We start from the raw sequence: 13924 nt of genomic DNA, 5'->3' as shown, positions 1-13924 counted from the left end.
CATGACCGTGACCGCCGCCGAGCCACGGCCAACTCGCTGGGGACTGGCGGCCAAGCTGTTCGCGATCCTGCTGCTGCTGGGCGCGGTCGCGGTCGTGATCACCGGTGTGCTGGGCTACATCCAGGCCCGCGAGGCGCTCGAGCGGGCGATCTTCGACCAGCTCACCGCGGCCCGCGAGACCAAGGCGCACCAGGTCGAGGGGTATTTCCGCACCGTGCGCAGCGAGATGCGCCTGCTCGCAGCCGCCAAGATGGTCGTGGACGCCACGCGCGGCTTCCGCGAGGCCGTCGACGAGTTGGACAGCAAGGAACTCCCGGCCGAGGTGAAGCAGGCCGTCCAGGGCTGGTACGGGGGCCACTACCTGCCGATGGTGCGCAAGCTGCTGGGCGCGGATGTTCCCGCCGCCGAGTTCATGCCGACCAGTTCGGCCGCGTACTTCCTGCAGGACCTCTACATCGTCCGCAATCCGCATCCCGACGGGCGGCGGGACCTCCTCGACGATGCCGGCGACGGCAGCGCCTACAGCAAGGTCCATGCGGTCTATCACCCGCTGATGCGGACGGCGGCCGCGACACTCGGCTTTCACGACTTCATGATCGTCGATCCGAGGACGGGGCGGGTGATCTACACGGTCGACAAAGATGCCGACTTCGCGACTTCGCTCCGGGCCGGCCCCTATCGCCAGTCCAATCTCGCCGCGGCCGCGGCGCGCTGTGCCACCACCCCCGATCCCTCCGCGACGTGCCTCGAGGATTTCTCGGCCTATCTGCCATCCGAAGGGTTGCCGTCCGCATTCATGGCGGCCCCGATCATCGACCAGGGCGCCGTGACCGGCGTGCTGATCGCGGAACTGTCCATCGACGAGATCGACAATATCGTCACCGGCGGCCGACGCTGGCGCAACGAGGGCTTTCGCTCGACCGGCGAGGCCTATCTGATCGGCCCGGATTTCCTGGTGCGCTCCAGCGGCCGCTATTTCTTCGAGAACCGCGACGTCTATTTCACCGAATTGAAGGCCGGCGGCGCGGCCGACGAGGACATTGCCGCCATCAAGCGATTCGGCTCTCCGATCCTGCACCAGCGCGCCGACACGTCGGCGACGCGCGCCGCGGTCGGTGGCGTAGAGGGGTTCGGCGAGATCGTCGGCTATCGCGGCGTACCCACGCTGGCGTCCTGGGGACCGGTCCGGATCGCCGGCGTCAAATGGGGGCTGGTCGCCAAGATCGACAGCGCGGAAGCCTTCGCGCCGGTCTATCGGCTGGAGCGTGACCTCATGATCGTCGGAGCGATCGCCTTCTTGATCGTGGTCTTCACCGGGGCCTGGCTCTCGCGCTCGCTGCTCGGTCCGTTGCGCGACCTCACGGCCGGCGTGCGGCGCTTCGCGGCCGGCGATCTCGATGCGCACGTGCCGGTCCGTTCGCGCGACGAGATCGGCCAGCTCTGCCTCGCCTTCAACGGCATGATCGACGAGCTGAACCGGAAGAACCTCGTCATCGAATCGAAGAACCGCGAGAACGAGGAGCTTCTCCTGAACGTGCTGCCGGCGCCGATTGCCAACCGGCTGCGCGGCGGCGAGAAGGGCATTGCCGACGGCTTTGCTGAGGTCACGGTCGCCTTCGCCGACCTCGTCGGCTTCACCCAGCTTTCGTCGGAGATGCCGCCAGCCGAGGTCGTCACGCTTCTGAACGGCCTGTTCACCCGCTTCGACGTCGCCGCCAGCGAGCTCGGCATCGAAAAGATCAAGACCGTCGGCGACGCCTACATGGCGGTCTGCGGGCTGCCGGTGCCGGTGCCGAATCACGCCGAGCGCATGGTGCGCATGGCGATCCGCATGGTCCACATCACCCGCGAGCATGCGATGGAGCATGGCGTGTCGATGAAATTGCGCGTCGGCATCAACAGCGGCCCGGTCGTGGCCGGCGTCATCGGCAAGAGCAAGTACATCTACGATCTGTGGGGCGACACGGTAAACCTCGCGAGCCGCATGGAATCCGGCGGCATCCCCGATTCGATCCAGGTCACGCGACCGGTCTACGAGAAGCTCAAGGACCAGTTCGTCTTCGAGGCGCGCGGCGAGATCGAGGTGAAGGGCAAGGGCAACGTCGAGGCCTGGCTCCTGAGATTGTGAGCCTCAGCCGAGGCCGAAGCTCAGCTTGATGGCGACGATCAGTCCCGTGACGGCGATGCTCGACAGGATGAGGCCGAACACGCGGCTCACGATCTCGATGCCGGGCTTGCCGAGCAGGCGGAACAGGGTTCCGGCCAGCGCGTAGGCCACGAAGAGCAGGAAGAGGCAGAGCGCGAGGATGGCCGTCGTCGTGACCTGCTCGCCGAACGAGCGGACGTTGTTGTCGGTCAGCAGCACGACGGTCAGGATCGCGCCCGCGCCGGCGATGCCGGGAACCGCCAGCGGGAAGACCGCGCGCTGAAGCGGCGTCGCATCATCGGGCATGCTGAGCGCGTCCTCCGTCACCTTGCCCAACACCATCTTCACGCCGAACAGCAGCAGCACGATCGATCCCGCCAACTGGAACGAGGACATCGGGATGTGAAGCGCCGACAGCAGCGGCCGTCCCACGACGATGAAGAACAGAAGGATCAGGAAGGCGACGCCCACCGCATAGGCCGCCACCAGGAGCGCTCTCTTGCGGTCCAGGCCGGCCGTGACCATGAGAAAGATCGGCACCGTGGCGATGGGATCGAGGATGACGAAGAGCGTGACGAACTCGTAGAAGAAGTCGTTCAGGAAAGTCGGAGTCACGCGGGGAATCCCTGACTGTTGCACTGACGGACGGTGCCGGTCCGGCGAAGCTCTTGGGCGTCCCCGGTTTGCAGAGGCGCTACATCAGTCGCCGGATGCGAATGTGTCAATGCGGTCCGGCTTCGGCCGTTCGAAGAACGGGACAGCGGGGGCGATCTTTTCTAGAATGTGGTGGCCGGGGCTCGATGACGCTGCGGCAAGTGTTTGTGAGGTACGCCATGAATGACGTATTCGAGACCGATGCCCGACCCACGGCCCCGGCGGCCAAGCGAGCCTACGTGGCGCCTGTGCTCCAGCGTCTGGGAACACTGACGGACATCACTCTGTCGGTCGGCGGTCGCGGCGCGAACGACGGCCGGGGGCGAGGCGCCCGGAGCAAGACCAGCACGTAGGCCGGCGGGTCGCGGTCGGCCTTTCGCACGGTCATCGAATTCAAGGTGAAGTGGCGGACCCGGCGAGATTCGAACTCACGACCTCTGCCTTCGGAGGGCAGCGCTCTATCCAGCTGAGCTACGGGTCCAGCGCGGCGGACCATACCGGAGGCACCCTCGCGGTGCAACGCGCCCGGGCGGCAGCGTTCGCGCGGTCAGGCAGCTTTTAGCCAGTCTGCCGGCTCTTCCCGGTCGAGGGCACCGAAGTTCAGGCGATGCACGAGGTCGGCGTAACGGCGTGCGCCGGCTTCCAGGGTCAGATTTTCCAGCACATGCGCACGGGGCGCGAATCGTTGCTGGAGAACGCCCGTCCAGAAGCGCGGGAAGACGGCGCCGAAGTCGTCGGTATCGCGGAACTTCATCCCGCAGCGGTCATCCCAGTCGGGAGTCGAGGTCACGGGGCCGAACTGAACGCGATGGGGATGGTAGCGGGTATCCTGCCATAGGCCGCCGGCGTCCCAGGCGAGGACGGGAACATCGGACGACAGGGCCTGCCGCAGGGCAACGCCCCGGGTCTCATGCTCGCTCAGCAGCACCATCGAGCGCGCACGGGCGAGCAGGGCGCGGAACTGTTCCTCGCGTCCGCCGTCGTGGCGGAAGGTGGCAACGCGCAGGCCGCGGGCCTCGAGGTCGCGGACGATGGGATCGCGGACCGCCGGGCGATCGCGCTCGGGATGGCAACGGATCCTGTCGCAGACCAGGACGTCGATGTCCTGGACGGCGCCGGGCAGGGGCTTCCAGCCTTCGGTGTCGAAACCCTCGGCCCACGCATGCACCTTCATGCCCCAGTAGGGTTCGCACATTTTCCGGACCCATTCGCACGGCACCAGCACGCCCCGGATGTTGTGATCGGAGAGAAGTGTGGGATCGTCGACCGGATGGTCGTAGCCCGCCGACCCGAACACGATCGGCGTGCCGCAGGGGATCTTGTCCAGCACCGGCGGCTTGCCGATGACGCAGGCGATCTCGCCGGGATGGCGACGCAGATGCGCGTAGTTGTTCACCCGATAGGGTATGCCGAGGTGATCGAGGCCGGCGCACAGGTTCTGGAAGCTCTGGAAACTTCCGCTGGACGGCTTCGTCCTGCGCAAGGCGCGGCGAACCAGAGGCAGCCAGCGATCGGCGGCGTCTTCTTCATGGAAGAGGTTCAGGGCGGAGGGAGACACTGCATCTTTCATTGCGAAAACTGGCCCGCGGACCGTCCTTGATCGATCTTGGGGCACTGATATCGTTGCCAGCTTAAGGCCACCTTACATCATATTGCGTTTCCACTGTAACTTGTTCACATAAAGGTGAAGTCTTGCGAGACGCTGCAGTTCGGCACGTCGCAAACATCAAGAACGGCGGCTGAGGGACTGCGCATGGCAACGAGCAAGGCAGCAGGCGCATCGGGCCGGCGCATGGTCGTCGGCATCACCGGCGCCTCGGGAACGGTCTACGGGATTCGTGTGCTGGAAGCGTTGCGCGCCCTGAAGATCGAGACCCATCTCGTGATCTCCAAGGCGGGCGATCAGACGCGGTCGCTCGAGACCGACATGTCTGCCGCCGACCTGCGGGCGCTGGCCGATCACGTCCATGCGCCGGGCGACATCGCCGCGGCGATATCGAGCGGGTCGTTCCAGACCATGGGCATGATCGTGGCGCCGTGCTCGGTGCGGACCCTGAGCGAGATCGCGACCGGGGTGACGTCTGGCCTCGTCTCGCGTGCAGCCGACGTCTGCCTCAAGGAACGCCGGCGGGTCGTGCTGATGTTCCGCGAAACGCCGCTGCATGCCGGCCACATCAAGAGCATGCTGGCTGTCACCGAGATGGGTGCCATCGTCGCGGTGCCGTCGCCGGCTTTCTATACGCGCCCGAAGACCGTCGACGACATCGTGACCCATTCGGTCGCGCGCGTGCTCGACCTGTTCGGCCTCGACACCAGGACGTTTCCGCGATGGACCGGCCCTTCCGGCGTGAAGAAGGCCGCCGTTGTCCGGCGTCGGAGTGGCAGGTGATCTTCCGACGGCCGCACTTGGCGCGCCCGCAGATTTGGGCGACAGTCCGCGCACAAACGGGAGGAAACCAATGACCAACCAGAACCGCCGCGGCTTCGTCCGCGCCACGGGTGCCGCTGCCGCGCTCGCCACCCTGGGGCTCGCCGGCCGTGCGGGCGCGCAGGGCACCCAGCCGCTCGAGAACGTGCGCATCATCACCGGCTTCCCGCCGGGCGGCACGTCCGACACGCTTTGCCGTCGCGTCGCCGAGGGCCTCAAGGGCACCGCCTACACCAAGGCGGCGATCGTCGAGAACAAGGCCGGCGCCGGTGGCCAGATCGCCATCCAGTCGATGAAGGGCGCGGCGACCGACGGCAGCGTCATCCTGCAGACGCCCGCGTCGATGCTGATGATCTATCCGCACATCTACAAGAAGCTGGCCTACGACGCCTTCACCGACGTGACGCCGGTGACACTGGCCTGCGTCTTCGACTTCGGCTTCTGCGTTGGCCCCGCCGTGCCCGACAGCGTGAAGAACATCCCCGAGTTCCTGGCCTGGTGCAAAGCCAACCCGGACAAGGCCAATTACGGCTCGCCGGCGGCCGGCTCGGTTCCGCATTTCATCGGCGTGCTGCTGGGCCAGGCGGGCGGCATCGAGCTGAAACATGTCGCCTATCGCGGCACGCAGCCCGCCGTGCAGGACATGGTCGGTGGCCAGATCCAGGCGGTGTCGGGTCCGGTCGGCGAGTTCACCCAGCAGGTCGCCGCCGGCAAGGCGCGCCTTCTCGGCGTTTCGGGCGCCACCCGCAGCCGCTTCGCGCCGAACGTCCCGACCTTCGCCGAGCAGGGCTACAAGGATCTCGTCTTTTCCGAATGGTTCGGTTTCTTCGCTCCGGGCGGCACGCCCGCCCCGGTCGTCATGCGCGCCAACGAAGCGCTGCGCGCAGCGCTCGCCCAGAAGGACGTGGTCGACGGCCTCGCCGTCATGGGCCTCGAGGTTAAATCCTCGACGCCGCAGGAACTCGCAACGCTCCTGAAGCAGAGCTACGACCGCTGGGGTCCGATCGTGAAGAAGATCGGCTTCACGGCGGACTCCTGAAATCGGGGGCATCCCGAGCGGGCGTACCTCGCTCAGGATGACTGATTAAACCCGCTTCGCGTCGTCGCGCGCGTAGGTCGCGACGGCGCGATCGACCAGGGTCTTGCGGTCGATCTTGTTGGTTCCCGCGAGCGGCATCTCGTCGACGAACCAGACCGCACGCGGATGGGCGTAGGCCGGGCCGTTGTCGAGCGCGAAGCGGCGCAGGGCCTCCTCGGTCGGGGAGGTGCCGGGCTTGGCGACCACGAAGGCGACCGGGAGCTGGTACTTGATCTCGTCCGGCACCGGCACGACGCAGGCCTGCGCCACATCGGGATGCTGGCCCAGCAGCTTCTCGACCTCGCCGGGATAGACGTTCTCGCCGCCGCACTGGAACATGTCGTCGGCACGGCCGACGAAGAAGACGAAGCCGTTCTCGTCGCGGCGCATCACGTCGCCGGTATCGTACCAGCCGTCGATCAGCCGCTTCTTCGTGTCGGTCTCGCGGTTGAGATAGCCGCTCATCAGCGCCGGCGTGCGGATGTGCAGCACGCCCTGCGTCGCGCCGGTCTCGGCGCCGCCGACGAACTTCACCTCGATGTTCTTGCGCGGATAGCCCAGCGCGCCCATCGGCTTCGGTATGCCGTCGGGATGCGGGCCGAAGCCCAGCGGACCCGACTCGGTGGTGCCCCAGCTGTTCGCCGTCTCGGCGTTGGGGAACATCCGGTGCATCTGCTCGAAGAACTCCGCCGTCGAAGGCGCGGAACCCGTGACCGCCGTGGTGACGCAGCCGAGATCGGCCTTGGCCAGCTCCTCGGTCTCGCGCATCACCAGCGCCAGCATGGTCGGCACCGACGTGATCATGGAGACGCGATTGCGGTCGATGGCGCGGATGAAGCCGCGGGCGGTGAAGTTGGTCATCAGCACGATGGTGCCGCCGTTGATCATCACCAGCTTGGCGCTGAACAGGCCGTTCATGTGGAACAGCGGCGCGGCGATGATGATCTTCTGGTCCTCGATGCCCGGCCGCTGCTCGGGCGTGGCGCCGGTCGCCCAGATGTAGCCGCCATGCGTCAGCGGCACGCCCTTCGGCAGCCCGGTCGAGCCCGACGTGTAGAGCACCATGGCGACTTCTTCCGGCGCCATGTCGACGGCATCGAACGCACCCGGATCGAGCAGGCTGTCGAGCTGTTCGATCGCCACGGTCGGCACCAGCGCGCTGACCGGCGGCGCGCGCTCGGCATCGGCGATCGCCAGCTTGACGACCGAGTCCTTCATGATGTGCGCCACGGTCTCGCGCGGCAGCTTGTGGTTGACGCAGACCGAGACGAGGCCGGCCGCCATGGTGGCCATGTAGAGCACGAGATAGTCGGCGCTGTTGGCCGCGACGATCGCCACGGCCTCTCCACGCTTGAGGCCGCGCTTCAGCAGGCCGCGTGCAAGGCCTGCGATGCGCGCGCGCGCCTCGCCGTAGCTCAGTCGGAGCTGTTCGTCGCCCTCGGGCGAGACCTGGATGATGAAGGGCCGGTCGGCCGGCGCCTGCGGGTCGAGGATGGCAGCGAGGTTCTTGAGGCTCATGGTTCCCTGATTGCCCAACGGACGTTCTTCCTGCAAGCGACGTGCCGCAGATCAGCGCCGGCGGTGGAATTGCGAACCGCCGTACGATTGGTCGGTCGGGACGATCTCCATGAAGCTCACATCCATGCGCTGCGGCGCGCCCAGCACGAACATGACTGCCTCGGCAATGTCGCCCGGCTGCAGCGTCTCGAAGCCCTCGTAGAAGCGGCGCCGCCCTTCCTCGCGATCCTCCATCAGGCCGAGATGGGCACCGGTCTCGACCCTGCCCGGCGATATCTCGGTCACCCGCACGCCCGTCCCGTGCAGGTCGAGGCGCAGCGTCTGGCTGAGATTGTGGATGGCGGCCTTGGTCATGGCATAGACGGGCATGCCGGGCAGGGGCGCGGTGCCCGAGGTCGAGCCGAGATTGACGATGTGGCCGAGCCCGCGCGCCGTCATGCCCGGCACCACGGCGGCCAGGCAGTTGAGCGTCCCGCGCAGGTTCACGTCCATCAGCACGTCGATGTCGTCGGGCGGGGTCTCCCACGACACGCCGCCGCGCACCGGAGCCGATGCATTGTTGACCAGCACGTCGGCATCGAGCGAGCCCAGCGCATGCAGCACGGCATCGCGATGGGAGATGTCGAGTGCCAGCGGGCGGCAACCGGTCTCCTGGGCCAGTTCGGTGAGGTCGTCGGCCGAGCGGGCGACGGCATAGACGTCGAGGCCGCCGATCCGCAGCTCGCGGACGATCGCCGCACCGATCCCGCGGCTGGCACCGGTGACGATGGCGGTGCGATAGCGATCGAGTGACACGGCTTCCTCCTTGCCCGGCGCGAACGGCCGCCTAGAGTGCCAGCATAGCGCATCGAAGAACTGGAGCGAGGCATGGCCAAGAAAGTCTTTCCGGACGGCACCGAGGTGGCGGGTTTTTATGTCCGCACCATCAAGAGCGGACCGTTCGTGTTCGTGTCCGGCACGACTTCCCTCAATGCCAAGGGGCAGGTCCAGGGCAAGGACGCGGCCCAGCAAACGACCATCACCATGCGCAAGATCGAGGCCGGTCTGAAATCGGCTGGCGCCCGCCTTGGCGACCTCGTGCGCACGACGATCTACGTGACCGACATCCGTGACATGGGCGCCGTCAGCGCGGCGCTGGGCAAGGCACTCAAGGGCTCGGTGGTCACATCGACGCTGGTGGCCGTGAGCGCCCTTGCCGTGCCGGGGCTGCTGGTCGAAATTGAGGCTACGGCCGTCGTCGACGTCTGACGCGGCCGATCGGGGAGAGCGTAATGAGCGTGAAGAGAGTGGGATTGCTCGGGCGCCGGCAGGCGCTGGTCGGCTCGGTGGGGCTGGTGGGAACGGCGCTGGCGGCGCCGGCCATCGCCCAGCCGCATCGGGTCAAGTCCGGCACGGTCAGCATCGAGCAGGTCCAGGTGGCCTTCTTCGGCAGCGGCAATGTCGGCAGCGGCACGCTGCACTACGAGGGCCGCAACTACCGGTTCTCGGTCGGCGGGCTCGGGGTCGGCGGCTTCGGCGTTTCCAAGATGGAAGCCTATGGCGACGTCTACAATCTGAAGGAGCTGCGCCAGTTCCCCGGCGCCTACGGCCAGGCGCGCTACGGCGCGGCCTACGGCGACCAGGGCAAGGGCGAGATGTGGCTTGAGAACACCAACGGCGTGATGATCGACCTCAAGACGCGCCGCCAGGGCCTCGCGGTGTCGCTCGGCGCCGACGCCGTCATCATCGATTTCAAGTGAGGCGGTCCATGACGATGTTCGCTCGCGCCCTTCTGGGTGCTCTCTGCGTGGCCGCCGCCAGTCCTGTCCTCGCCCAGGACGACGTCCAGACCTTCAACGCCTTCGCGGTCGTCGGCGCCAACGGCACGATCGTCCGTGCCGGCGAGAAGCAGCTCGTCGTGGCCGCCAGCCTGGCCGGCCCGCTCTTCATCGAAACCGACGATGGGCCGCAGCAGGCCGGGCGCGTCAGTTGCGCGCTGTCGTCGAAGATCGACCAGGCCAGCCGCAAGACCAGCGCGTCGGGCGGCTGCACCTTCACGGCGGGCGATGGCGCCACGGCGTGGGGTGAATGGGATTGCGCCGGCTACGAGCTCGTGGGCTGCCGCGGCACCTTCAAGCTGACCGGCGGCACCGCCCGCTTCGCCGGGGCAAGCGGCGAGAGCACGCTCATCTGGCGGCCGACGGCACACGAGCTGAAGAAGCAGCTCGACGGCACGACGTTGGACAACGCCAGCGGCATCGTGCTGTGGCGCGACTTCAAGCTGAAGGGAAAGTAGGCCTCAGCTTGCCGGAGGGATGGGCATGCGTTTGCGCTGCAGGAGATCCTCCAGCGCCTTGATGCCCTGCTGGTAGCGCCCCTTCTGGCAATCGATCCCGGCCCCGAGGCGAGTCATGTCGGGGCCGCCCGACCCTTCGCCGCGGCGCGCATTGTAACGGTCGTAGAGCGCGCCGAGTTCGGCGCAGCGTGCGGCGAGCTGCTCGTTGGTCTGCTGGGCGCTTGCCGCGGTGGGAGCCAGCAAAGCAACCGCAAGAGCACATGAAAGCAAGGCGCTGGAGCGTGTTCTCATGCCTCATTCTAGAGGCTTTCGGGCCGGTATTGGATCACGTCGCCGCGACCGCGCGACCTTGCACCTGTCCGCAGGCGCGATGTACTGTTCTTTGCCCCTTTCAGCGGGGCCAAAAGGGAGAGGCGATGACGGCGCGATCGATGATTCAGTGGACGTTCGTGGTCGGCATCGCGGGTCTGCTCGCGGCCTGTGGCATGGCCAAGGGGACGCCGGGCGAGGATCCCCGGACGGAAACCAATGCGACGCAGGTGACCTGGACCGACGGCAAACCCGCCATCGCCATCAGCTGCAAGGAACCCGGCGCCTGCCAGACCCGCGCGGTCGCCATGTGCAACAGCAGCGCCGGCAACTACACGACTCTCAAGATGGAAAACATGCCGACCCGCGGCGACATGAGCGTGGTGCGTGGCCCCGCTTCGGTCGTCATTCGCTGCGCCGCCTAGCCCCCGGCCGGACGTGCCCGCGCTGTTGGAGCACAGACGGGGAGCATGACCACGGCGGTCGAGGCCGCTATCATCCGCGCGCGTAACAGGAGTGGGATCGTGACGGAGCCGTTCGAAGTCATCATCGTCGAAACCGACCGGGTCGCCTGCGATGGCGGCGGCGGCGCGCTGGGCCATCCCAAGGTCTATCTCAACCTGGGCGCCGAAGGGCATGTCGAATGCCCCTATTGCAGCCGGCTCTACAAGTTGCGCGAAGGGGCACACCCCGCGCACGCCCACTGAAGGAGCGGCATCGTGAAACAGCTCGGTGAAGGCTGGAACTGGCGGGACCTCAAGGTCGGCGACAAATTCGTCACCTACGGCCGCACGATCTTCGAGTCCGACCTCCTGAACTTCGTGACGCTCTGCGGCTTCTCGGAGGAACTGTTCACCAACCGGGAATACATCCAGGAACATGCGCCCATGCGCGGCGGTCATCCCGTCCCCGGCGCGCTGGTCTATTCCATGGCCGAGGGGCTTGTGATCCCCACCACGCTGCAGGGAACGGGTCTCGCCTTCCTGTCGATGGGCTTCGACATCAAGGGCCCGACCTACGTGAACGACACCATCCACGTCGAGATCGAGATCACCGAGATCAAGCCCACGTCCAAGGATCCCTCGCGCGCCCTGGTGCGGACCACCAATCTGATCAAGAACCAGAGGGGCGAGACGGTGCTGGTCTACACGCCGTTGCGCATGATGCAGGGCCGGTAAATGGCGAAAGTCGCGGTCGAGAAAGTCGGTACGACGACGGTCGTCTCGATCGACCGCTTCGCCGAGGCGCGCAACGCCGTCGATCCCGAGACCGCGATCCTGCTGCGCGAGGCCTTCTTCGCCTTCAACGCCGACGATGCCCAGTCCGTCGCCATCCTGACCGGACGTGGCGGCACCTTCTGCGCGGGCTACGATCTCAAGGTGGCGGCCAGCCGCGAAGGCGTCGCCAAGCACGATCCGGCCGGGCCGGGCCCGATGGGCCCGACGCGCCATCTTCTCTCGAAGCCGGTGATTGCCGCGGTCGAGGGCTACGCGGTGGCGGGCGGTCTCGAACTCGCTCTGTGGTGCGACCTGCGTGTGGCGTCGGAAAGCGCGAAGTTCGGCGTGTTCTGCCGGCGCTGGGGCGTGCCGCTGATCGACGGCGGCACGGTGCGTCTCCCGCGCCTGATCGGCCATAGTCGCGCTCTCGACATGATCCTCACCGGGCGTGAGATCGGCGCGCGCGAAGCCTTCGACTGGGGATTGGCCAATCGGCTCGTTCCGGAAGGAACGGCGCTGTCCGAGGCGCTCGCGCTGGCCGAGGTGCTGACGAAATTCCCGCAGACCTGCCTGCGCTCCGACCGGCTGTCGTCCTACGACCAATGGTCGCTCGACCTGCCGGCCGCCCTCGTCAACGAAGCGCGCCACGGTATGCCGGCGCTGCAGGCCGAGTCGCGCAAGGGCGCGGCCCGCTTCGCCGCCGGCAAGGGCCGCAGCGGCGATTTTGGAGAGATCTGACCCATGCCGATGCCGACCGACGCCGAGATTGCCCGCTTCCGCGACGATGGCGCGGTCTGCCTGCGCAACGCCATTCCCCTGGAGTGGATCGAGCGCATGCGGGCCGCCGTGGACGACGACATGGCGAGCCCGGGCCCGATGGTTCGTATCAACACGCCCCAGGGCGCGCCCGGCCTGTTCTTCGTCGACTTCCAGCTGTGGCAGCGCCATCCGGCCGCGCGTGCCTTCGTCTACGAATCGCCCGCGCGCGAGATCGTCGCCCGGCTGATGGGCTCGAAAGAGGTGATCTACTATCACGATCATCTCTTGGTGAAGGAGCCGGGCACGCAGGAGCGCACGCCCTGGCACCACGACCAGCCCTACTATCCGATCGACGGTGAGCAGGTCGTGTCGCTGTGGACGCCGCTCGATCCCGTCGATCGCGCGACCTGCGTCGAATACGTGAAGGGCTCGCACCGCTGGGGCCGCTGGTTCCAGCCCAAGTTCTTCAAGCAGGGCGGCGTCGACCTGCAGGTGCAGGACAGCCGCTTCGAGCCGCTGCCCGATCTCGATGCCGAACGCGGCCAGCACGAGTTCCTCGCCTGGGACATGGAGCCCGGCGACGTCATCGCCTTCCATGCGCTCACCCTGCACGGCGCGTCGGGCAACCGCTCGACCGCGCGCCGCCGCCGCGCCTGGGCGACCCGCTGGTGCGGCGACGATGCCCGCTACGGCGCGCGCGCCGGCCAGATCTCGCCGCCCATCGAGGGGCACGGTCTGAAGCCCGGGGATCGGCTGGAATGCGAGACCTTCCCGAAGGTGTGGCCCGCGTGAACGAACTCGTGGTCTTCGCCGGCGTCATCGCGTGGCGTCGGTGTCGCCCGGTCCCAACGTCATCCTGGTGATCGACCACAGTCTGAGCTTCGGGCTGTGGCGCATCGCCCCCACCATCCTCGGCAACATCTCGCTGCTGTTCCTCGTGGCCCTCGCCGCGGCGATGGGCGTCAGCGCGATCCTCCTCGCCATGCCCGCGCTCTACGACGGACTGCGCCTGGCCGGCGCGGCCTACCTGGGGTTCCTCGGGGTGAAGGCGCTGCTCAGGGCCCGGCGCTCGCGCGAAGGCGTGTCCGCCGGAGCACCTGCACCCGAGGCGGGACCGCTGCGTCGTTACCTGCAGGCCCTCTTCGTCAGCGCCACCAACCTGCAATCGGTGTTCTTCCTCGCCGCGCTCTTTCCTAACTTTGTCCATCGCGACCAGCCGCTGGCGCCTCAGTTCGTCGTACTGTTTTCGGTTCTGATCCTGGTCGTCGGCAGCGTGCACTTCGCCTATGGGCTCTCGGCCGGGCTGGTCCAGTCCCGGTTCGGCAATCGCCGCTTCAGGCAGGCCGTGCAGGCCGGGTCCGGTATCGCCGTGCTGGGCTTCGGGGCGGTCGTTGTGTCGAGCGTGTTCCGCCGCGGTTAGAGCGTTTCACGTTTTGACGAGAGCATATCCGGCGCTGTGAATGTAGTTGCAGCATTCGGATTGTCGGATGGTCTTGAGAAGGTCTCCGATGTACCGCGAGAGGCCTTCGGGGGTGCGCTT

At 67.2% G+C, this 13924-nt stretch carries 18 protein-coding genes and 1 tRNA gene; 13 read left to right on the top strand and 6 right to left on the bottom strand.

All coding sequences use genetic code 11. The features are described 5' to 3' along the window. Position 1 precedes the first annotated feature (1 nt). A complete protein-coding gene (locus KQ910_RS00095; protein WP_229600280.1) occupies positions 2 to 2128 on the top strand; it encodes an adenylate/guanylate cyclase domain-containing protein in 2127 nt (708 codons plus the stop codon). 3 nt (positions 2129 to 2131) lie between these two features. Here KQ910_RS00095 and KQ910_RS00090 read toward each other — a convergent pair whose 3' ends face one another. Next, a complete protein-coding gene (locus KQ910_RS00090; RefSeq protein WP_216955667.1) occupies positions 2132 to 2761 on the bottom strand; it encodes a MarC family protein in 630 nt (209 codons plus the stop codon). Positions 2762 to 2979: 218 nt separating this feature from the next. On the opposite strand from KQ910_RS00090, the gene KQ910_RS00085 reads away from it, so the two are divergent. Continuing rightward, complete coding sequence (locus KQ910_RS00085; protein ID WP_216955664.1) at positions 2980 to 3153, top strand: hypothetical protein; 174 nt, start codon at positions 2980 to 2982, stop codon at positions 3151 to 3153. A gap of 51 nt (positions 3154 to 3204) precedes the next feature. On the opposite strand, the gene KQ910_RS00080 is transcribed toward KQ910_RS00085, so the two are convergent. Then, positions 3205 to 3281 (bottom strand) — tRNA-Arg (locus KQ910_RS00080). 66 nt (positions 3282 to 3347) lie between these two features. Beyond that, entirely contained in the window at positions 3348 to 4358 is a 1011-nt protein-coding gene (locus KQ910_RS00075; protein ID WP_216955661.1) for a glycosyltransferase, read from the bottom strand. A 195-nt stretch (positions 4359 to 4553) separates the two neighbouring features. Between KQ910_RS00075 and KQ910_RS00070 the strand changes: the two genes are divergently transcribed. Together KQ910_RS00070 and KQ910_RS00065 are read left to right on the top strand one after the other, a co-directional pair. Continuing rightward, positions 4554 to 5189: a UbiX family flavin prenyltransferase gene (locus tag KQ910_RS00070; RefSeq protein WP_216955658.1), complete on the top strand. Its 636-nt coding sequence runs from the start codon at positions 4554 to 4556 to the stop codon at positions 5187 to 5189. A gap of 70 nt (positions 5190 to 5259) precedes the next feature. Continuing rightward, complete coding sequence (locus KQ910_RS00065) at positions 5260 to 6267, top strand: Bug family tripartite tricarboxylate transporter substrate binding protein (protein WP_216955624.1); 1008 nt, start codon at positions 5260 to 5262, stop codon at positions 6265 to 6267. Positions 6268 to 6312: 45 nt separating this feature from the next. On the opposite strand, the gene KQ910_RS00060 is transcribed toward KQ910_RS00065, so the two are convergent. Beyond that, the gene (locus KQ910_RS00060) at positions 6313 to 7824 is read right to left on the bottom strand and encodes a class I adenylate-forming enzyme family protein (RefSeq protein ID WP_216955620.1); all 1512 of its coding nucleotides are present in this window, start codon (positions 7822 to 7824) and stop codon (positions 6313 to 6315) included. A gap of 51 nt (positions 7825 to 7875) precedes the next feature. Then, positions 7876 to 8619, bottom strand: a complete 744-nt coding sequence (locus tag KQ910_RS00055; protein WP_216955607.1) for an SDR family oxidoreductase — start codon at positions 8617 to 8619, stop codon at positions 7876 to 7878. A gap of 72 nt (positions 8620 to 8691) precedes the next feature. On the opposite strand from KQ910_RS00055, the gene KQ910_RS00050 reads away from it, so the two are divergent. The 3 genes from KQ910_RS00050 to KQ910_RS00040 are packed head-to-tail and all read left to right on the top strand — an operon-like array spanning position 8692 to position 10099. Next, on the top strand, positions 8692 to 9072 hold the full coding sequence (locus KQ910_RS00050) for a RidA family protein (protein WP_068197679.1): 381 nt from the start codon (positions 8692 to 8694) through the stop codon (positions 9070 to 9072). 23 nt (positions 9073 to 9095) lie between these two features. Next, positions 9096 to 9563, top strand: a complete 468-nt coding sequence (locus tag KQ910_RS00045; RefSeq protein ID WP_216955604.1) for a hypothetical protein — start codon at positions 9096 to 9098, stop codon at positions 9561 to 9563. Positions 9564 to 9571: 8 nt separating this feature from the next. Beyond that, positions 9572 to 10099, top strand: coding sequence for a hypothetical protein (locus KQ910_RS00040; protein WP_216955601.1), 528 nt, complete (start codon positions 9572 to 9574; stop codon positions 10097 to 10099). A gap of 3 nt (positions 10100 to 10102) precedes the next feature. Here KQ910_RS00040 and KQ910_RS00035 read toward each other — a convergent pair whose 3' ends face one another. Next, entirely contained in the window at positions 10103 to 10342 is a 240-nt protein-coding gene (locus tag KQ910_RS00035; protein WP_216955600.1) for a hypothetical protein, read from the bottom strand. Positions 10343 to 10515: 173 nt separating this feature from the next. On the opposite strand from KQ910_RS00035, the gene KQ910_RS00030 reads away from it, so the two are divergent. The 6 genes from KQ910_RS00030 (at position 10516) to KQ910_RS00005 (ending at position 13804) form a co-directional block, all read left to right on the top strand. After that, complete coding sequence (locus tag KQ910_RS00030; RefSeq protein ID WP_216955597.1) at positions 10516 to 10833, top strand: hypothetical protein; 318 nt, start codon at positions 10516 to 10518, stop codon at positions 10831 to 10833. Between the two features lie 99 nt (positions 10834 to 10932). Further along, positions 10933 to 11115 carry a zinc-finger domain-containing protein gene (locus tag KQ910_RS00025; RefSeq protein WP_216955595.1) on the top strand — a complete coding sequence of 61 codons (183 nt, stop codon included), beginning with the start codon at positions 10933 to 10935 and terminating at the stop codon, positions 11113 to 11115. 12 nt (positions 11116 to 11127) lie between these two features. Continuing rightward, positions 11128 to 11586, top strand: a complete 459-nt coding sequence (locus KQ910_RS00020; protein ID WP_216955593.1) for a MaoC family dehydratase — start codon at positions 11128 to 11130, stop codon at positions 11584 to 11586. Then, positions 11587 to 12363 (top strand): crotonase/enoyl-CoA hydratase family protein, encoded by a 777-nt coding sequence (locus tag KQ910_RS00015; protein ID WP_216955591.1) that lies wholly within the window; start codon positions 11587 to 11589, stop codon positions 12361 to 12363. 3 nt (positions 12364 to 12366) lie between these two features. Beyond that, complete coding sequence (locus tag KQ910_RS00010; RefSeq protein WP_216955589.1) at positions 12367 to 13176, top strand: phytanoyl-CoA dioxygenase family protein; 810 nt, start codon at positions 12367 to 12369, stop codon at positions 13174 to 13176. Between the two features lie 40 nt (positions 13177 to 13216). Continuing rightward, positions 13217 to 13804, top strand: coding sequence for a LysE family translocator (locus KQ910_RS00005; protein ID WP_216955587.1), 588 nt, complete (start codon positions 13217 to 13219; stop codon positions 13802 to 13804). Positions 13805 to 13924 lie beyond the last annotated feature (120 nt).

The organism is Reyranella humidisoli (assembly GCF_019039055.1).
In the GTDB taxonomy this organism is placed as follows: domain Bacteria; phylum Pseudomonadota; class Alphaproteobacteria; order Reyranellales; family Reyranellaceae; genus Reyranella; species Reyranella humidisoli.
The sequence above is the reverse complement of the archived record's forward strand: the minus strand, read 5'-3'. Positions and strand labels throughout refer to the sequence as shown.